The 18,740-nt window shown below is 37.3% G+C and carries 17 protein-coding genes and 1 pseudogene; 7 read left to right on the forward strand and 11 right to left on the reverse strand.

The genetic code is table 11. From position 1 onward, the window contains the following. On the reverse strand, nucleotides 1–2,304 hold a 2,304-nt coding region (locus FFR48_RS15160; RefSeq protein WP_137667933.1), incomplete at its 3' end, for an NACHT domain-containing protein. Between the two features lie 270 nt (nucleotides 2,305–2,574). Between FFR48_RS15160 and FFR48_RS15165 the strand changes: the two genes are divergently transcribed. Beyond that, the gene (locus FFR48_RS15165; RefSeq protein ID WP_096564952.1) at nucleotides 2,575–2,940 is read left to right on the forward strand and encodes a hypothetical protein; all 366 of its coding nucleotides are present in this window, start codon (nucleotides 2,575–2,577) and stop codon (nucleotides 2,938–2,940) included. 105 nt (nucleotides 2,941–3,045) lie between these two features. On the opposite strand, the gene FFR48_RS15170 is transcribed toward FFR48_RS15165, so the two are convergent. Both FFR48_RS15170 and FFR48_RS15175 read right to left on the reverse strand, forming a co-directional pair. After that, the gene (locus FFR48_RS15170; RefSeq protein ID WP_096564950.1) at nucleotides 3,046–4,041 is read right to left on the reverse strand and encodes a PRC-barrel domain-containing protein; all 996 of its coding nucleotides are present in this window, start codon (nucleotides 4,039–4,041) and stop codon (nucleotides 3,046–3,048) included. Nucleotides 4,042–4,183: 142 nt separating this feature from the next. Next, nucleotides 4,184–4,381, reverse strand: a pseudogene (locus FFR48_RS15175) (hypothetical protein); the annotation flags it as partial. A gap of 129 nt (nucleotides 4,382–4,510) precedes the next feature. Here FFR48_RS15175 and FFR48_RS15180 point away from each other — a divergent pair. Further along, nucleotides 4,511–5,269, forward strand: a complete 759-nt coding sequence (locus tag FFR48_RS15180; RefSeq protein ID WP_137667934.1) for a Uma2 family endonuclease — start codon at nucleotides 4,511–4,513, stop codon at nucleotides 5,267–5,269. A 429-nt stretch (nucleotides 5,270–5,698) separates the two neighbouring features. Further along, a complete protein-coding gene (locus FFR48_RS15185) occupies nucleotides 5,699–6,340 on the forward strand; it encodes a type I restriction enzyme HsdR N-terminal domain-containing protein (RefSeq protein WP_096564946.1) in 642 nt (213 codons plus the stop codon). 28 nt (nucleotides 6,341–6,368) lie between these two features. Here the strand turns inward: FFR48_RS15185 and FFR48_RS15190 are convergent, their stop codons facing one another. The 7 genes from FFR48_RS15190 to smc all read right to left on the reverse strand — a co-directional run bounded on the left by FFR48_RS15190 (nucleotide 6,369) and on the right by smc (nucleotide 15,244). Further along, complete coding sequence (locus FFR48_RS15190; RefSeq protein WP_137667935.1) at nucleotides 6,369–6,626, reverse strand: type II toxin-antitoxin system VapC family toxin; 258 nt, start codon at nucleotides 6,624–6,626, stop codon at nucleotides 6,369–6,371. Beyond that, nucleotides 6,626–7,237 (reverse strand): DUF4276 family protein, encoded by a 612-nt coding sequence (locus FFR48_RS15195; protein WP_137667936.1) that lies wholly within the window; start codon nucleotides 7,235–7,237, stop codon nucleotides 6,626–6,628. Before FFR48_RS15195 ends, FFR48_RS15190 begins: the two co-directional genes overlap by 1 nt. Nucleotides 7,238–7,532: 295 nt before the next feature. Further along, complete coding sequence (locus tag FFR48_RS15200; protein ID WP_137667937.1) at nucleotides 7,533–8,735, reverse strand: AAA family ATPase; 1,203 nt, start codon at nucleotides 8,733–8,735, stop codon at nucleotides 7,533–7,535. Nucleotides 8,736–8,977: 242 nt separating this feature from the next. Next, on the reverse strand, nucleotides 8,978–9,103 hold the full coding sequence (locus tag FFR48_RS30130; protein ID WP_265586212.1) for a hypothetical protein: 126 nt from the start codon (nucleotides 9,101–9,103) through the stop codon (nucleotides 8,978–8,980). A gap of 62 nt (nucleotides 9,104–9,165) precedes the next feature. Further along, the gene (locus tag FFR48_RS15205) at nucleotides 9,166–10,254 is read right to left on the reverse strand and encodes a hypothetical protein (protein WP_137667938.1); all 1,089 of its coding nucleotides are present in this window, start codon (nucleotides 10,252–10,254) and stop codon (nucleotides 9,166–9,168) included. A gap of 2 nt (nucleotides 10,255–10,256) precedes the next feature. After that, nucleotides 10,257–11,387, reverse strand: coding sequence for a hypothetical protein (locus FFR48_RS15210; protein WP_199301865.1), 1,131 nt, complete (start codon nucleotides 11,385–11,387; stop codon nucleotides 10,257–10,259). Nucleotides 11,388–11,602: 215 nt separating this feature from the next. Continuing rightward, nucleotides 11,603–15,244, reverse strand: coding sequence for a chromosome segregation protein SMC (smc, locus tag FFR48_RS15215; RefSeq protein WP_137667939.1), 3,642 nt, complete (start codon nucleotides 15,242–15,244; stop codon nucleotides 11,603–11,605). A 274-nt stretch (nucleotides 15,245–15,518) separates the two neighbouring features. On the opposite strand from smc, the gene FFR48_RS15220 reads away from it, so the two are divergent. The 3 genes from FFR48_RS15220 (at nucleotide 15,519) to FFR48_RS15230 (ending at nucleotide 17,286) form a co-directional block, all read left to right on the forward strand. After that, nucleotides 15,519–16,001, forward strand: coding sequence for a GNAT family N-acetyltransferase (locus tag FFR48_RS15220; protein ID WP_096564941.1), 483 nt, complete (start codon nucleotides 15,519–15,521; stop codon nucleotides 15,999–16,001). Nucleotides 16,002–16,024: 23 nt separating this feature from the next. Continuing rightward, nucleotides 16,025–16,717, forward strand: a complete 693-nt coding sequence (locus FFR48_RS15225; protein ID WP_236104079.1) for a ComF family protein — start codon at nucleotides 16,025–16,027, stop codon at nucleotides 16,715–16,717. An 80-nt stretch (nucleotides 16,718–16,797) separates the two neighbouring features. Then, complete coding sequence (locus FFR48_RS15230; protein WP_137667940.1) at nucleotides 16,798–17,286, forward strand: PPC domain-containing protein; 489 nt, start codon at nucleotides 16,798–16,800, stop codon at nucleotides 17,284–17,286. Nucleotides 17,287–17,326: 40 nt separating this feature from the next. Here FFR48_RS15230 and rpaA read toward each other — a convergent pair whose 3' ends face one another. Continuing rightward, nucleotides 17,327–18,070, reverse strand: coding sequence for a two component system response regulator RpaA (gene rpaA / locus FFR48_RS15235; protein ID WP_137667941.1), 744 nt, complete (start codon nucleotides 18,068–18,070; stop codon nucleotides 17,327–17,329). 157 nt (nucleotides 18,071–18,227) lie between these two features. Between rpaA and FFR48_RS15240 the strand changes: the two genes are divergently transcribed. Further along, nucleotides 18,228–18,740 (forward strand): alpha/beta fold hydrolase family protein (locus FFR48_RS15240; RefSeq protein ID WP_503827310.1); only part of this gene is annotated, 513 nt, incomplete at its 3' end.

Here is an 18,740-nt window from a genome sequence, read left to right on the forward strand (position 1 = left end):
GCTATCAGCCGCCCTTCTCTTGGTATCTTCATCATCAGAATTGCGGATTAAATCAACCAAAGCCTGGATAGCATCTTTATTGCCATTTCCTATTTCTTCTAAGCTATCAGCCGCCCTTATCTTGGTATATTCATCATCAGAATTGCGGATTAAATCAACCAAAGCCTGGATAGCATATTCATTGCCATTTCCTATTTCTTCTAAGCTATAAGCCGCCCTTATCTTGGTATATTCATCATCAGAATTGCGGATTAAATCAACCAAAGCCTGGATAGCATCTTTATTGCCATTATCTATTTTGACTAAGCTATCAGCCGCCCTTCTCTTGGTATATTCATCATCAGAATTGCGGATTAAATCAACCAAAGCCTGGATAGCTTGTTGATGATTTGTTTCTGGGATAACTTTTGTAGCTGCGGTTGCTAATGTGTCAGTGAATCTTACCCAATTTTGTTGATCTTTGTCAAAATAACCAAAGCCATAGCGAATAAGTTTTTCTACAATTTGATCTGATAACTGACATTCTTTAAATTGATCAATTCCCGCAGCAGCTAATAAGAAAGCACGATATTGATAAAATTCACCACATCCATCCTGAAAACTGCATAAAGCTTGAATAAATGCTTCTTTTTGTTCCTCATTTACATCATCTCTTCCCAACCACAATAAAATTACTTCTTTCCACTGGGGTTGAAAAATCCGATATGTACCTTGACTGGGATTTTCAGCATTATGATGGAAAAAATATGTCCAATTATCAACAGCTAAAGCTGCAAAATATTCCTCAAAGGTAGCATGATAAAAAGCATAAACCTTTTGAGTTGGTGATTCTGCGGCTATACCCACATGATTTAACCAACCCAGTTTTAAAGCCGGATAAAACAGGGAATTTTCATCATCAGGATCTCCCAATTCTTTAATAATAAAATCCTCACGCAAGCGAAACCGCGAACCACCTGCGTCTATATCCCGCCGTGCTAATTTACCTAAACCTGTATTTAATTCTCGTTGTTGTTGTTTTTTAGTAGGAAATTGATTGATTTTCCAGTTATAAATATAATTGACAAACTGTTGATATAGTCCCGCTTTGGTTTCTGGTAAATTTCCTTCTTCCCGTTGCCAAATACTACACAACAGCGTCAACCGCAAAGGATTTTGAATCAAATCTTGCAACCGTGCTTTTTCTGTTTTACCTAATTCTTTTTTTAACCTTTCGCCTTTTTCACTTTCTTCTTTATTGCCAAACCAATTATTAATAAACTGATGCACTTGTGAGGGATAATCAAAATCAAGTAAGCGATAGGTTTCAAAATCCGATAGTGCATTAACATCAGCTTGCCACACATTCAACCGACAAGTTAACACCACCCGCGTTGTCTGCTGTATCGATCCTTTTAACTGCTGGGCGATAGTTTCTAAAGGTTGGTGAAACTGAGTCCCCACAGACATTTCATCAGCACCATCCAACAGCAACCACACCCGTCCCTGTGCCATTTGCTGCTGGAAATCTGCTTGTGTTTCAGGAGTCAATTCTGTAGCTGAAACAGCCTGTTTTAACCAAATTTCACAAATATATTGTTGTAAATTTATTTCATTACCATTTCGTCCCAAATCTGCCAAAGAAATCCAAATTGGTAAACCTAAATTTTGATCTAAAATCCAATCAGCAATAGTTTGTAGCAGCGTGGTTTTCCCAGCACCTGGTTCACCTATTAATGCTACTTGTCTTCCTTTGGTTTTACCTTCTCCCTTTTCTAAAATTTGACTTAAAAAAGCCTCATGTTCAAATTTTTGTTCTTGTTCATAGTTTGGTTGATATAACTGTGTTCCTGCGTCTGGTGCAAAGTCACCTTTATCTCGTTTTTCTACTTGCTTACGCTGCACCAATGCTAAGGGTACATAAATCTGTTCTCGTTTTTTTTTCGTGTCTTCATCTTGGTGCAACAGTTGATTGCTGGTTGCTTGCTTTGGCAACATTCCACGGCAGATATCTGGCCAGTTTATGGAACTGTCTCGTTTTTTTTCTGGTGGAACTGGGGGAGTATCTTCCGGGGGTGTGGTGTCAATTAAATCATCTAGGTTTAAGTTTAAAGCTTTAGCTATGGCTTCAGCGTATGGTCTATCAACATCCTTTCTAGCAAAAAACCGTTTTACCGTGGCTTCTGAAACATTAGATGCTGTAGCAATATCTGGGTATGTCCAAAGTTTACCTTCATGGTTTGTTTTACTAGCCTTAGCCTTTTTAAGCTGGTTTTTCCCCTCCTCATTGACTCGAACAGTATCACGGTTGCGTTTTGGACTCATATTTAAAAATTAATATCTGTGATTAATATATTGAGTTGATTATAGCTTTAAATAACATCTTGATTGACAGATCATTTAAGGTCATTTAAGGTGTAGTTGAAAATTTAATTTTTATAAATAGGGCGGGCAAGATGACCACCCCACAAGAGTTTGAGGTAACTAGATATGTAAATTAGATGTCATTTAGTTAACTGAACTCAACTGTGCTTAATTGCACCGAAAGCACTTGATAGTTTGGGAACAACAAAAACAAATCACAGGAGTTCCTAAATGTCCTTACTCAATAATCAAGAAAACCATTTAGTTGTAAATAACTTACCATTTTCTACTCCCTTAGAAACCAAATCTGATCACATTATTGAAGTAGCAACCCAGCAACCAGGAGACATTTACAAAGTTGTGTCTGAGCATCCTCATAGTCCAGTAGCCTGGGGTTTTGCTACAGCTATAGTAATAGTAGCAATAGGAGGGGTAATCAAGGTATGGAAATCTGACCCACAAGAATTGAAATATCTGGGTGAATGTATATCAACGGTTATCCACGCTGTAGCTGACTTTGTACAAGTTCTCAAATCTCAAAACAAGGAAGATCATCAGGAAGAGAACAAGGGTGATCAGAACAAAGATAACAAGTAATAATATTGTGGGATGGGCTTCTAGCCCGTCCGGTTTCGCGGTTGGGTTGACACTGAAACAAATCCCCGACTTATTGACTAAATCGGGGATCTAGATTTACAAAACTTAATATCCGCCTTCTTCTTCGTATTCCACCTGTCTTTCCTTCACCTTCTTAGGAATATTCACGGGTTTGGGTGCATCATCCCAAGCATCACCTTCTACATCATCATAATCATCATATTCATCAGCGTAGGTTTTGCTGTAGGGTTGAGGTGCTGGTTTTTTAGGTGCTGGTGCTTGATATCTATCGCTACTCGTTGCTTCACTCCAGTTATCTTCCTCTTCCTCTTCGTAGCGTATGGATTCGTAAGCGCGGGCTTCCATTACCCGACGTTGTGGACGTTCTTCTTCTATATAATCTTCCGTCCATTCTTCCTCTTCCCGTGCTACAGGTTCAGGAGTGCGAACTTTTGGCCGGGGTGGTTCTAATGGTACTCCGCTAGGTAACTGGTTTGCTGGAGAAACTGCGCGGGGTGCAGAATAACCATATTCTTCTTCTGCATCTCTTTCCCAAGGCGCTCTACCAATACCCAACCGTTCTAAAACACCGACTGTTAACTGGTTTACCCGTTCTTCCGCACCTTCAAATACAATTAGTCTACTCGGTCCGGTGCTGACAACTTCATCTATGGATATTTCATAGGTACTCAAAAACTGGTCAGGTATTTGGGGTACTCCCAAGGAGGCGATGACGATAGAGTAAATTTTACCACTTTCGCCATTGAATTTAAAGCCTCTAACTCTGCCTAATACTTCCCCTGTTTCCGTGATCACTTCCCAGTTCATCAAGTTACTGAGAGCTTCCACATCAACATCTTCGATCACATCTTCGTTATCAACCAAAATCACATCACCGATTTGGTTGATACTGCTAAGATACATTTGGCGAGGCAGTCCAGAGATAGAGATCAGGCTGTCTCGCAACCCAAGCGCCACAACCTCTCTTTGATCAATGTCTACCCAAAGTTGACTCACGATACCGAGCCTTTTGCCATTATCGCGGGTAATTACTTGGGTGTTTAATATATCGGAACGTCTAATTATTTGTTCGGAGGTCATTCTATAGGTCGTCCTGTTATCTTAGCGTGCCGTAGGCAATCTGTAATCCGGTTTGTATATAAACTATTTTTAACAGAAAATCAAGGTAATTGGTGATTGGTCATGGGTAATTGGTCATGGGTAATTGGTCATGGGTAATTGGTCAGAATATTATTCTACTCTTGCCTTTTGCCTTTTGCTTATCACCTTGAGGTTGAGTTACGCCAATTGTACGTTCAATTGTACGTTCGGCTGATTTTATCATCGGAGGACGCAAACTGACAACGATCAACTGTGCTTGTTGTGCCTGTTCTTTAATCATTCTAGCTAATCTTTCCACATTCGCCCCATCTAAAAACATATAGGAATCGGCAACCGTGTCTTCCTGTGGTCGCATCTATGTTCAGCTAGGTGGTTATAATAAGTTTAAATGCTCAAATTGCGAAGATTATCCTCAATCAGCGACGCTAACGCAGGGAGCTAATCAATCATGTATCAAATAGATCCACCATTATCTCCTCAAGAAGCATTGCCTACAATGTATGATTTACCTAGTGAAAATCAGGAGGAACGGGGATTGCCGGATGAATTTCACTTATTACAACCTGAATTATTACGCCTTACGTTTCGCCCACCTACCTATACTGAAGATAATATATTTACAGGCAGTGATTTAAACTTATATTATGATCCTCTCCATCCCCAATGGTATAAACGCCCTGATTGGTTTGCGGTGTTGGGGGTGTCTCGATTTTATCAACAAACAGAACTCAGATTAAGTTACGTTACTTGGCAGGAGGGAATAAATCCTTTTGTGGCTATAGAATTGATCTCACCAGGTACGGAAGCGGAAGATTTAGGTAGAAGTTTAAGGGAAGTTAATCAACCGCCTAATAAATGGTCAGTTTATGAACAAATCCTGAGAATCCCCTATTATTTTGTTTATAACCGTTATACAGATGAGTTTAATTGTTTTGGGTTGGTAATGAGTCGTTATCAGCCTTTGTCAATAAATGGACTAGGGGTATGGTTAGAAGAAGCAGAATTGGGTTTAGGCTTATGGCATGGAGAATATCAAGGATTAACTAGATCGTGGCTACGTTGGTATGATCGAGATAATAACTGGTTGCCTACACCTGTGGAACAAGAAAAGCAACGTGCAGAACAGGAAAAGCAGCGTGCAGATTTAGCGGAAGCAGAATTAGCTAGATTAAGACAGTTATTAGCAGAAAAAGGAGTTAATTTGTAGTATTTCCATAAATGGTGAACTCGCACTAATGAATAATCAAAATATCTCTGGTCATTTCTAAAAAATCATAGCTCAAAAACAATTCGATTATTTGAGTAATATTTTGTAGAAAAAGCTGTTCAATTTGTTTGTTACTGATATTACCTGTCGTTATTAGTATTATACAGAATTTTTCCGTATAACACCCTGCGGCAAGCGATCACCCCAACTCAACACCAAAATATCACAATATTATTTACTCTAATGATTTCTTATACAGCGATCACTTAATAATTATAGATTGGCGATTCCCGCAGAGCGATAGTTCCCTCCGAGACGCTTTGCGAACGCGATCGCTCTTTTCTTCGTATGTATCGTATATTAAGTATTAGAACCTAGATAAAATTCCTAAACTTCTAAAATTCATGTAATTGCTACAAGGATTTAACTGTGATTACAAATGCTAGTAGCCTTACCCTTAGCAATCTCCGTCAAACCTTTGGCTTGAGACTCAATTCTAGCGATCGCTTTTTTGATGAATGGTTAAATAATGCGCCGACTCTAACCGAAGCGGAACTACAAGGACTAGATCGCCTCACTCGTAACTATACCTATCTCAGTCAAGAGGAAGCACCACTCGAAGAAATTGTTAAGCTTGTCGTGGTATCGCCATTGCTAGATTTGGCTGGTTTCTATCAATCTCCTTTTTTGGTAAAAGCAGAAGTAAGCACCAATATCGAAGTTGCTGACGAAGCTAATGCTATGGTGGTTCAAGGCAGAATTGATATTTTGGTAATCCAAGATAGTTTTTGGATTTTGGTAATCGAATCAAAACCTGCAAGGCTAGACGTTACCGCAGGAATTCCTCAAGCACTCACCTACTTGTTGAGCGCTCCTAATTTGCAGTCAAGTTGTTATGGAATGGTGACAAATGGCAGAGAAGTATTGTTTTTGAAATGCGATCGCAGCCAAGATGCCCCTCAATATACGCGATCGCATACTTATCGGTTACTTGAAAATACATCAGAACGTATCCAAGTTTTGCAGGGACTTAAACAAATTGGGACTTATATTGGCGATTTAAGGCGTTAGGCGATCACCTTTATCAATCATTCCCACCTCACATGACTGATGTAGATAAATAACTATATTTGACTATATTTTTGTTATTCAAACCCAATACTGCTTGCCGTGCTTGCTCAATGCTGAGAGTATGTTTGCGAGAAATATAGAAAATATCCGTTAGCGTTGTTGCTGTCACATAGCCAACAACTTGACCACTATCAATCGCTTGAAACAGCAGTTCTGCATCTTGGGAAAATGGCTCTCGTTGCAATAGAAAATCTAGGACAATATTGGTATCAACTAAAACTCTCATTAAAGATACTTCTCCGCTCCTCGCTCTTCTAACATTGCAGCTACTTGCTCATCAGTTGGGGCAGGTTGATCTGTTTTCAATAAGCCCCGCATCCGTATCTGATCCTTGATTTTAGTAAATAGGCGATCGCAATAAGGGGAAGATTGACGAACTATATCGGCATTAAGACGTTTTAAAATTTCTAAAGCATGGTGAAGTGGACGACGAGTTTTTTTATCATATTTACCATGTTTAGAATGACGAGTTGCTGACTCTAACCATACTAATAAAGTTTTAGGAGAAACCTGTTCTATATTTTGGTAATTTCTCATTCCTCTTGTGATTTTTTCTTCTTTAAATCCTTCACCATAGAAGTTTCTTAAAGCATCAATATCAGCAACAAACCAAGATTCCATTGCTTGAACCATAAAGTGACATTGATCATCATCATAATCCAGGTTATCACCTCTAATCCAGGATTGATCCTCTTTTCTATTTCTCAAATGTTCCCAAGAATTTTGATCAGGAGATATTGGAGATTCGGAATCAATTAATAAAATATTGAAAGATTCAGGATTAGATTCTAAGGACAATTTAAAATTTTCATAAGCATCTGCACGAGAACCGCACATGACTATCCTAAACTCTATTTTTTGTTCTTTAGCGAGATCAACTAATTCTTGAAAAAGTTGACTAAATCCTTCACGGAGACTGCTTGTAGTTTCCTTACCTGCAATAATTTTAAGCTGATGTGCAGCTAAACTGTATAATTAAAAAACCTGAAGTTACAGTAGCACAAGCATCTTGCTTGTATTAATTATTCAAGTTAAAGGCATAACAGCTTACTTCTAAAACCTGGACGTTGCATTGGTAAAAGTTCGTGATCATCATTTGCATTTCCAGCACCCTCAATATAAATACGAATACTCACCATCTATTTCCACCAATTTCCCCTATTCTCCAAAGATCACCAAGAGTATATTTTTCCAACCATTTTTTTAATTTTTCTGGTTGAAGTCTCCTTAAATGAGTTCCTGTATTATCTCTTTCACAAACTACTACAGATTCAGGATATTCACTCAACGCAGAAACCAAAGCATCAGAATGAGTGGTGACAATTAATTGAGTTCTTTGAGATGCTTCAATTAACAATTCTGCAATTGTTGGTAAAATATCTGGATGTAAACCTAATTCTGGTTCTTCAATACAAATTAGTGGTGGTGGAGTAGGATCTAAAAGTAACGCCATTAAAAACAAATATCGCAATGTTCCATCAGATAACCTAGTAGCTGGAATTGGTTGAATTAACCCTTTTTCCCGAATAAATATTTGTACAGTACCGCCATATATTCTCACATCTAATTCTTCCGCTTCTTCATAAAATTTTTCTAGATATTCAATAATTTTTCTACTACCTAATCTATATTTTAAATCATTTAAAAACAAACCTAAATTACTACCATCTTCCAATAAAGGATGTTGAGGCAAATCAGCTTTTTGAGCATTTCTTGGTTCTGAATATCTCCCAATTTGCCAATGACGATATAAACCTATCTGAGAAAATTCTGTACTCAGATAAGAAAGTTCAGGATATAAGTCAGGATCTTTTCTTTGAGATAAAACTGACTGATCTAAAATTAAATCTTCTCTGCGGAGATTTCTTCTAAACTCCTTACCATCATCTGTAATTGTGTTAATATTTAAAACAGGCCGACCATTTTGATAACGATAATAAAAATATACATCTTGTCGTCCTTCATAGACTTGTGCATTTTCTATAGCTTCATCTACTAATTCTAATCTTTGTCCTACTTCTGTTATGCTTAATTTATAATGTAGATTATTTTCATGTCTTTCTGGATAATTTAATATAACGTCTATATTAGCTATAGAATTACTTTTTTCACCTTTCCATAAAAATTCATTAATACCTCCACCTTGACGAAATGGTGCTGGTAAATCTGTGGGTGTTGCTTTTAAAATACTAATAGCTTCTATTAAATTAGATTTCCCTGCACTGTTACGTCCAATTAATACATTTAGCGGTTGTAATTCAATTTCTTCCGCATCACTTCCATAGGAGAGAAAGTTTTGTAATTTAATTTTATTAATAAATATTTTACCTTCCATTTACTTCTCCTAATGTTAAATAAAACTATATTTTTGCTAATATTTTGGGTGACTTTACTCTAATGTAGCTATCCATTTCTTGATAGTGAATAAACAATTATTGATCTTTTGCGATCGCTTGATGGTAGTTTAAATATCTGCTCTTTAAGTTCTTGTAACAACATAGATAGCTCCCATACTTGAATGGTTGTCTAATATATGTTGTCTATTCAACATATTATAAACAATCTCGGTTTATCAGTCTAATTTGAGCGATCGGCGATCGCACCTAACCCTATAGCTAAAAATTGACGTACTTGATAAAGTTGAGCTTTACTATTGCAATTTTGGATATGCTCTAAAAGCAGTATTGAATGTTTTCCTAACACTGAATTACAATCATTTTACTCATTTGGGAAATGCGATCACATTGCTCTATGTTTCTGAATATTCACCGACTAAATATTTGACATAGTACCTCACGCAGCAAGGGTTCAGCAAATTCAACTACAAATCCTTCATCATCATTAGACATAACATATTCACCTATGCGATTGTGAGCAGTACAACATCTTACACGATATATACAATAGGCTGAAAAATTAATCACTAAATCATCATAGGTATTTTCTGATATGCCTTTGATAGATTTATCTCTAGAATTACTTCGGGTAAATCCTCCCCTGTTCATCAAATCTACAAATGGAATCATCTTATAAGGATTTCCGTCTTTCCCATAATCAAAAAAAATCTCTAATCCCTTAGCTAGATAATTTGAAGATTTGATTCTGTTGAGGCAGTTCGCTATTTTATCAACATCTAGCTTACCTTCTTTATCCTTATCTTTTAGTAAAATTTTTAACCTATCCAATTCCTTAGTATTGCTATATTGATTGAGTAATTGTCCTATTCCTTGTAAATCATCATTTAAACTTTTTATTTTCTCAACTAGTTTCCAGTCGAAAATCAGTTCTAGAAGATGATAAAGCTTCAAAAATCTTTCAAAAGCATAGGGTTGGACTACCGAACGAATGCAACTTTCTTTATGATAGTCAGTTGGAAGTTCAATTCTAGGTCTAGCAATCAATTTAGAAGGCTGAAAATGATATGCTTCCTGTAAGCTAGATTCACCATTTGAATGAAAAAATCCTCCCCAAATAGGTGCAGAATCCATATATTTATTTTTATAATCGTCATATTCACATACATCAATCACTAAGTAGTTTTTAGTAAATTTGTAGGGAAGTCCAACCTCAAACGTATGTTTATCAACTTCATGAATATAAGCAATATACCTTGCGTCTGTTAGACTTGCAATATTTATATCAGTAAGAGATTTACATATACAGAGAAAACCCAAAAGATTATCATGCTCATTACAAACTTCAATGTCTACATCACCTTCGTAAGAAAATGATACTGCATCTACTTGTATCGGTATCATCCCGTTCAAAGTACAAATACCATCATGCTCAGAGAAGTGAGTTATATCATAGCGAAGCTCGCTATCATCAAGTTCTTTTAAATCATCATAGTTCATAGTTATTCTGCTGCTGTTATCCAACAATTAAGAAAAGGTACTTTTCCTGCCTCACGAAAGTATTCTTTGAATCCATTTGTCAGAAGTTTCCTTTTTGCAAAGCCCAGACTTACCTTACGCGGATTAAATCCACTTTCTAACTCCTGTAATTTTTCTAACGCGAGAGGATCATCATTCTCTTTTGTATCTCTAAGTAATTTTAGGAGAGTATCTAAAGCCTTTTGTACTCGCTCTGAATTATTGCTAGAAACAAGCGCAAGGGCAGCAAAAAAAGAGTTCATAACACTTTCTTCTCCAAACCATTTTATACCATTTGGTATTTCCTTATCAGCATTTCCTATATATATTCGAGATACTTCAACATCTAAATCAGCATAAATTTTTAGATAATTTTTGAAAGCATCAAATTGCTCTCCAAGTTGCTCTTCTGTAGAATCCAAAATTTCTTCTTCCACTAATTTCTGCGCGACAACATTTTGTCTCTGTGTTTCTGGACTTTTGGTTATAAAACTTTGATATGCGGTGGCAATTCTATCAAGAGGGTACTTCCTAGCCTTTTTTCGGCGTGCAGATTCTTTTTCTTTGAAAATTTCAATATCTGGTATTTCGTCCTTAAGTGTGTCATTTAGAGTGATAAACAAAAGACCGATCTGATGTTTCATTGACATAGGTTTCTGTCCTGCATTTAGGACAATAATCCGGTAAATAAGATTTCGGATGTTACCTTCTAGCCAGAACTCCACAAGAAGTTTCTGTTCTGAGTTAAAGTCAAAATCCTCCTTAGCTATGTCCTTTAGAATAAACGTCCGTTGTAATCCATCTAAAATATTTACTTGTCCTGGTTTACTTAATGCCCTTTCAAGTTCTTGCCTGTCATCTTTTTGTACAATTGGTAAGATATCACTCACTAATTCTGGTTTTACTGCGAGAGTTATGGAAGGCAACAAAGCACCATTCATGATGTCAACTTTCATGCGTTCATAAGCTTTATATTTCTCGCGTTTTCTTTGAGGTTCATAATCATCAAAATTATCACCTACTAAATCTAAATAGTCTTGTATAGATAATTGAGCATAAAGAATATCTGTATTGGTTCGTAAATCTTTTGCTTTTCCAATGATTTTTACTTGCATAAGGTCATTTTTACCTAAAATTGGGCATTTGAATAACTCATAAAAATTAAATATATTGTATCATCAGTTACGTCCTGTTTGCTGTACCGTAGGCAATCTCGAATCCGGCTTATGTATATCACTATTTTTAACACAAACGTGACAATTGAGAATAGGCAATTGAAAAGTTAAATTTTTATTACCATTCTTAATTCTTAATTCTTAACTCTTACCTATCAATCAGATGATTTCAATTTAATCCCCAAAACCTGAGTATAAGCACCTCTAGCTTGAGTCACCCCTATTGTACGCTGTGCCGATTCTATCATCGGACGACGCAGACTCACAACGATAAACTGCGCTTGTTGTGCTTGTTGTTGAATCATTTTCGCTAATCTTTCCACATTTGCCCCATCCAAAAACATATCCACCTCATCAAAGGCGTAAAATGGGGATGGGCGATAACGTTGCAGTGAGAAAATAAAACTGAGTGCTGTTAAAGATTTTTCTCCCCCAGACATGGATGCTAAACGTTGTACGGGTTTTCCTTTGGGGTGTGCAACTAAGTTTAAACCACTAATAAAGGGATCTTCCGGGTTATCAAGTTGTAAATAACCGTCACCATCGGATAAGGTGGCAAAAATTGATTGAAAGTTCTCGTTTACTGCGTCGAAAGCTTCTTTAAAAGCAGTTTGTCGTAAAGTGGTAAAATTCTCAATTCTTAATAATAATTCTGTTCTTTCTGCTTCTAAAGTTTCTAATTTCTGGGTTAGTTCTTGTAAACGTCCTTCTACTATTTCATAATCAGTCAAGGCTAACATATTTACGGGTTCCATTGCCTGTAAACGTTTGCCTAAACTGCGTAATTCTTTCTGCAATTCTTCTAAATCTACTTTATCTGGTACTTCTGGTAAGGGGTTGGGTAATTCTGCGGCTAAGGTTTGCAATTGCGCTTGCAATGCAGTTAAGTCTTCTCTGCGTTTTTCTTGGGTTTGTTGCAGCTTCTCAATTTCCCATTGTAATTTTTGTTGACGTAATATTAAATCTCTTAATTCCTGTTCTGCTGTATCTCGTTTCTTTTTCTCCTCACCTAAATTCTGCTCAAGTTCTTTTAAACTAGCTTGAGTTGCGGTAATTTGAGTATTCAGTTCTGCAAGTTGACTGTTAACTGTTGACTGTTGACTTTCAAGATTAGTTTTTTCATTTTGATATTCAATAACTCGCGTTTCTGATTCGGTAATTTTCTCTTGTAAACGCTGTTTCTGATTTTCCAGGTTTTGCAATCTTTGTTCTACTTCCCTGACAGTAGTTTCTTTTTGTTGTAATTGCTGCTCTTGTTCTCTAATGGTAGCTTGAATTTCCTGCCATTCGCTGGGGGTTTGCGATGCTTCCAACTCAGCTAAGGTATGTCGTAATTGTTGCAGTTGATTTTCTTGATCTGGTAATTCCCGATCTAGAACTTCTAACCGAGTTTGAGCATGATTGAATTTTTCAGTATTTTGGGATAGTTGAGAGCGGGTATTTTCTAACTGCGCGTTTAAGGTTTTTACCTCTTTTTTCAACTGTTCTAAATATAATTGTTGTTCTCTGCGCCCTTGTCTTGCTTCCGTTAACTCCAAACTTAGTTGTTTACTACGAGCAGATAAATTAGTGATAGCTTCTGCACAACGTTCTAAAACTCTTTCAATATCTCCTAATCGCGTCCTTAAATTGACAACTTCCTCAGATTCTTTTTGTTCACCAGTGCCAAATTTTAAACTTGAGCGTTGCGTATTACTCCCACCAGTCATAGCACCGCTAGTTTCTAATAATTCCCCATCTAAAGTAACAATGCGATAAAGTCCGATTTGAGTTCTCGCTTGTTCCAAAGTTCTAAAAACTACTGTATTTCCAAATACATACTTAAAAACTTCTTGATAACGCTGCTCGCACTCTACCAGATTCATCGCATATTCAACAAAACCATCAACATAACGCAGTGTTAAATCTGGGGTAAACTTAGAAGCTTTTATTTTATTCAAAGGTAAAAAAGTTGCTCTTCCCGCACGTTTTTGTTTTAATAATTCAATTCCCGCAGCAGCAACACGATCATCTTCTACTACTATATGACCTAATCTTGCACCCGCAGCAGTTTCTAAAGCCAGATGATAGCGAGAGTCAACCTTACCCAAATCTACCACCAACCCACATAAACCGGGTAAACCAGATTGAATAATAATTTTACTTGCTTGAGTTCCATGTACTTCTTGCTGTGCTTGGGTTTGTGCTTCCAGTTTATCTAACTGACGTTGTTTATCACGTTGTTCTTGTAATAAACGTTTTTGGGTATCTTGTTGTATTTGTAATTCTTGATCTGTCGCTGCTAAATTCTCTGCTAAATTTTGAATCGGTTTACTAGAACCGTTAAACTCAACTTCTAATTTTTCGCATTCTGCTTGTTTTTCTGCCAATTGTGGTTCTAAATCAGCAAGAATCTGAGATTCTTCTGTAATAAGTTCCTGTAACTGAAAATTCCTTTCTCTCAGTTGTGCTTGCTCAGTTCTTTGAGGTTCAATAGTTTGCAGTAAAGTTTCAATTTGCCGACTTAAAGCTGTTTGTTGTTGTACCCAAACTTCCGAAGCGGTAGCAATTTCCGCAGCAACTTGACGAGATGATTCTAACCTTTCTCGTGCTTGATTGCGTTCATTTTGCAAAGACGTTAAATTTAAACTTGCTGAATTATATTGTTGTTGATTTTGTTGGAGAGAAACCTGATACTCTTGAATTTCCTGTTGAGTTTGGTTTAACCGTTTAACAGTTTCCTGTAAATGAGACTCTAGCTCACCCTTTTGTCGTTGAAGTTGCTTGCGTTCCGCTTCTTTGGTTGCAAAAGTAGACTGAACCGCTAAAAGCTGATCCTCACCCAAAGATTTTACATGAGCATTTAATTCATTGAGAAGTGTACTTTGTTGATCAATATTTTGAGTAACAGTATTTAAACTTTCAGAAATTTGAGTAAACGCAACATCACCAGCTTGAATATCCGTTGCTAACTTTTCCTGCTGTGCTTGGAGAGAACGCCATGATAACACAGATTCCCAAGATTGCTTTTCTTGAAACTCCTGTTTTAACTGACGATACTTTTCAGCTTTTAGCTTATCTTGATAAAGGCGATCGCGTTGTAAAGTCAACTCCCCTTCTATAATTTTACAACTATCTTCCTTTTCCTTAACCTCATCTAAAGTTCCCTTAGCTTGATTAATCTTTCTATCAAACGCAGCAACACCAGCTAACTCATCAATAATTTCTCGACGTTCCCTAGCATTCATAGAAATAATGCTGGTGACATCACCCTGCAAAACCACATTATAACCTTCAGGGTAAATTCTTAAATTTTCCAACTCCTCATGTAACTCAGTCAAAGTACAAGAAGACCCATTAATATAATAATTAGAAGTATAACCACCCTGAGAGTTAACCCGTAAACGTCGAGTAACACTCCACTCAGTTGGTGACTGGGGACTGGGGACTGGTGACTGGGAATTATTTTCCGCTTCCTCTACTTCCCTAACTTCCTCAACTTCCTGATCTTCCTCACTCTGCGCCTTTGCGTCTTTGCGTGAGACAATATCAGAAATATCAAAAGTAACAGTTACAATAGCCTCAATGGCATTACGTCCTTTAGCGACTTGATTATTATTAACCAAATCTGGCAATTTATCAGCACGCATACCCTTAGAACTGGATAGTCCTAAGCAGAACAGCAACGCATCCAGAATATTTGACTTTCCCGATCCGTTAGGACCAGAAATGACAGTACAACCCGGTAGTAAAGGGACAGAAGTTGTACCACCGAAAGACTTAAAATTAGTAAGTTCAACCCGCTTGATATGCACCATTATGGGCGCTGCTTCACTGTAAACTGGTATAAAGGAACAAGTGTATCAATTATTTTTTAATATTTGCAACTGTTTAGGAATTTTAGATTTTGGATTTTAGATTGATTCTGATAATTAATACTAACAACTTACCTTAATATTTAACTTAATATTTAACTTAATATTTAACTTAGATTTTAAATCCAACCTCTGACACAAAAAATCTCTCGAAAACATCCTTCCTTTGTGTACTTTGCGTACTTTGTGGTTCTTTCCTCTTAATTCCCTAATCAACATGAAACTATTGTACCAAAACTTTATCATTCGTGACTGGCAAAAGAGCGATTGCACAGCAGCAGCAAACGTAATTAGTACAGTCTTAGCAGAATATGGCTTAGGTTGGGAAGCAGACGGTGCAGATAGAGACGTTTTAGAAATTGAGGAATATTACTTAGCTGTTGGTGGTGAATTTTGGGTAATTGAACACCAAAACAAAATAGTAGGTACAGGGGCATATTATCCCATAAAACGGGGAGAACAGGCTGTAGAAATCAGAAAAATGTATCTTTTACCAGAAATTCGTGGTTTAGGTTTAGGAAAATATTTATTACAGCAGCTAGAATTAACTATAGAAAAACGCGGATTTGAACAAATTTGGATAGAAACAGCCAGCGTCTTAAAAGAAGCAGTCCAGCTTTATGAGAATAATGGATATATCCCCGCGACAGGAGTGGAAACAAAAAGATGCGATCGCGTGTATGTGAAATACTTGAGGTGACTGGTGACTGGGAAAAATAACTAATGACCAATCAGCAATTAGCAATTACTATGTTTAAAAATTTACTAAATTTGTTTTTACAGAACAATTGCCCTATCTGCCAGCGAAACACAAAACAGCAACTTTGTCAATATTGTAATAAACAATTACAAAGCTGCCATCTGCAAAACCCCAATGTCTTATGGAAACAACCTTTACCCGTGTTTAGTTGGGGGAGTTATGGAGGAACATTAAAAAGGGCGATCGCCGTCATGAAATATGAAAACCAGCCAGAAATGGGGCGGTTATTGGGTCAGTATCTAGGAGAATCATGGATATTAAATTGTACATTAAAAAATCAAAAACCTGTAATTGTACCCATACCACTTCACCCAAAAAAGCTCAAAGAAAGGGGTTTTAATCAAGCTGAAATAATCGCCCAAGGATTTTGTCAGATCACTGGGTTAAAATTAAAATCAAATGGGTTAGCCAGAGTTAAAGATACAAAAGCACAATTTAGCGTATCCGGTGCAGAACGAGAACAAAATTTAGCAGATGCTTTTGCTCTAGGATCGGATTTTAGCCGTATTCGTCCAGATGCACCCGTGCTGTTAGTAGATGATATTTATACTACTGGCGCAACCGTCAAATCTGCTGTATATACACTTAATCAAGGTCATATTTCTGTATTGGGGGTAGCTGCTGTAGCCACAACGGGTAAAGATAGATCAGCCTAGAGTTAATGGGCAACTTGTGGGTGATAAATCTATAATTAACAAAATTATACCCTGTGTTTGAGGGAAAAATGTTTTCATTTATGAACAAAGGTTTTGCAGTGGGTTTAAAAAAAATAATTATCTTTCCTGTAAGTATACTGACAATTTTAATCAGTATAAATACAGTATTTGCTCAAAATACGAATAATGCAAATACAAATACAAATACAAATAATTTATATAAACCCATTCCCTTAAATAGTAGTTCAGAAATTGCTGATACATTAACAGCTACAGACATTCCCACAGGTCAAGGGGGGTTTGCGCGTGATTATACAGTCAAATTAAATAAAGGTGATAATTTAGCAATTGATTTGTCATCTGAAAACTTTGACACTATTATTACTCTTTTAGGTCCTGATGGTTCAACGGTGGCAGAAAATGATGATGGACCTGATGGTACAAGTAATTCTCTCCTGTTTACCCGCATCACCGAAACAGGAAATTATATTGTTCGTGTCCGGTCTTTTGGAGAAACTGGGGTTGGTAACTTTAAACTCAAGGTGACAAAACTGCAAGCAGTTAAGTAGGGCGTGGGGAGATGGAAGTCCCCAGTCCCCAGTTCCCATATCACTCAACTAATGTAGCGGTAGTTCCCTCACTTGATGGTGGTGCGCTGGGCAACTCTAGACAGTATCCTGCACCATAAACCGTCTTAATGTAGCAGGGATGGCGAGGATCTGGTTCGAGTTTAGTTCTCAAGTGGCGAATATGCACCCGAATAGTTTCAATGTCATCATCAGGGTCATAACCCCAAACTTCTCGCAAAATTTCACTGGGAGAAACTGTTTGTCCATGACGCTGAAGCAAGCAATGAAGCAACTCAAATTCTAAATGAGTCAGTTTTACAGTTTCACCAAACCAAATGGCCTCAAATCTTTCTGGAACGAGGGTAAGAGAACCATAGTTAAGAATTTCACTGTGTTTTGCGGCTTGGGGAATGCGGTCAGTACGTCGTAACAAAGCCCGCACTCGTGCCAGCATTTCTTCTACTTCAAAAGGTTTGGTCAAGTAGTCATCTGCGCCAGCATTGAAACCCTCAACTTTATATTGAGTTTGGTTTAATGCTGTCAGCATTAAAACCGGAATTTCAGCTGTGCGATCATCCCGACGTAAACGCTGGCAAATGGTAAAACCGTCTACTTTGGGCAACATCAGATCAAGCATGATCAAGTCGGGTTGTAACTGGAGCGCCAGCGCCTGACCTTTGATGCCATCTTCAGCTTGACTAACATCGTAGCCAGCCATTTCCAAGTTGACGGCAACAAGTTCTGAAATCGCTGGGTCATCATCTATGACAAGAATCCTGGGCATTATTAAAAAATTATGACTACTTTATTTAAGGATAAATTAAGAACCTTTGAGAGATACAAAGATTACTTTTTCGATTGTAAAAAAAGATTTAAAATCCAACATAAATATTAAAATTAGAGATTGTGAAAACAATACTAATTTACACGAAAATTAATATATGGTGTGTAACTCTACCTACAGTCCGCCCTATTTCTTGCGAAATGGTGCTGCCATGACTGCTTACACTGCTTTATGGGCAGGACGTGATTGGGAAAGTACAACTCCACATCCAGAACCACTGTATCAGCAGGTCGTATTTACGGGAGGGCAGGATGTACCAATTTTCGGTTGGGTTGCCATACCCGAAAATGCCCACAGCACAATTATTGGCACTTATGGTATTACAGGAGAGTTAGAACAACAATGGTTTTTAAGATTGTTGGGACGTAAAGCATACTCTCAAGGTTATGCTGTGGTTCTCTTTGATTGGCGGGCGCATGGTAAAACGGCAGAATTATCCCCAACTTTAACTTCTGATGGGTTGTATGAAGGCGAAGATTTTGTCAGAATTGCCCAGCAAGCGGTAGCAATGGGTTGTCCTCCAAAATGCAGGTTTACAGGGTATTCTCTAGGGGGACAATTGGCGCTGTGGGGAATCAAAGCAGCACAAGATTTTAAATTACAAGATATA

It is taken from the genome of Sphaerospermopsis reniformis (assembly GCF_005402885.1).
GTDB lineage: Bacteria > Cyanobacteriota > Cyanobacteriia > Cyanobacteriales > Nostocaceae > Sphaerospermopsis > Sphaerospermopsis kisseleviana.

Excerpts from the sequence above, each read along its gene's own strand:
- FFR48_RS15165 (WP_096564952.1), top strand. The coding sequence starts at position 2,575 with ATGTCCTTACTCAATAATCAAGAAAACCATTTAGTTGTAAATAACTTA.
- FFR48_RS15170 (WP_096564950.1), bottom strand. The coding sequence starts at position 4,041 with ATGACCTCCGAACAAATAATTAGACGTTCCGATATATTAAACACCCAA.
- FFR48_RS15180 (WP_137667934.1), top strand. The coding sequence starts at position 4,511 with ATGTATCAAATAGATCCACCATTATCTCCTCAAGAAGCATTGCCTACA.
- FFR48_RS15190 (WP_137667935.1), bottom strand. The coding sequence starts at position 6,626 with ATGAGAGTTTTAGTTGATACCAATATTGTCCTAGATTTTCTATTGCAA.
- FFR48_RS15195 (WP_137667936.1), bottom strand. The coding sequence starts at position 7,237 with ATGTGCGGTTCTCGTGCAGATGCTTATGAAAATTTTAAATTGTCCTTA.
- FFR48_RS15200 (WP_137667937.1), bottom strand. The coding sequence starts at position 8,735 with ATGGAAGGTAAAATATTTATTAATAAAATTAAATTACAAAACTTTCTC.
- FFR48_RS15205 (WP_137667938.1), bottom strand. The coding sequence starts at position 10,254 with ATGAACTATGATGATTTAAAAGAACTTGATGATAGCGAGCTTCGCTAT.
- FFR48_RS15210 (WP_199301865.1), bottom strand. The coding sequence starts at position 11,387 with ATGCAAGTAAAAATCATTGGAAAAGCAAAAGATTTACGAACCAATACA.
- smc (WP_137667939.1), bottom strand. The coding sequence starts at position 15,244 with ATGGTGCATATCAAGCGGGTTGAACTTACTAATTTTAAGTCTTTCGGT.
- FFR48_RS15220 (WP_096564941.1), top strand. The coding sequence starts at position 15,519 with ATGAAACTATTGTACCAAAACTTTATCATTCGTGACTGGCAAAAGAGC.
- FFR48_RS15225 (WP_236104079.1), top strand. The coding sequence starts at position 16,025 with ATGACCAATCAGCAATTAGCAATTACTATGTTTAAAAATTTACTAAAT.
- FFR48_RS15230 (WP_137667940.1), top strand. The coding sequence starts at position 16,798 with ATGAACAAAGGTTTTGCAGTGGGTTTAAAAAAAATAATTATCTTTCCT.
- rpaA (WP_137667941.1), bottom strand. The coding sequence starts at position 18,070 with ATGCCCAGGATTCTTGTCATAGATGATGACCCAGCGATTTCAGAACTT.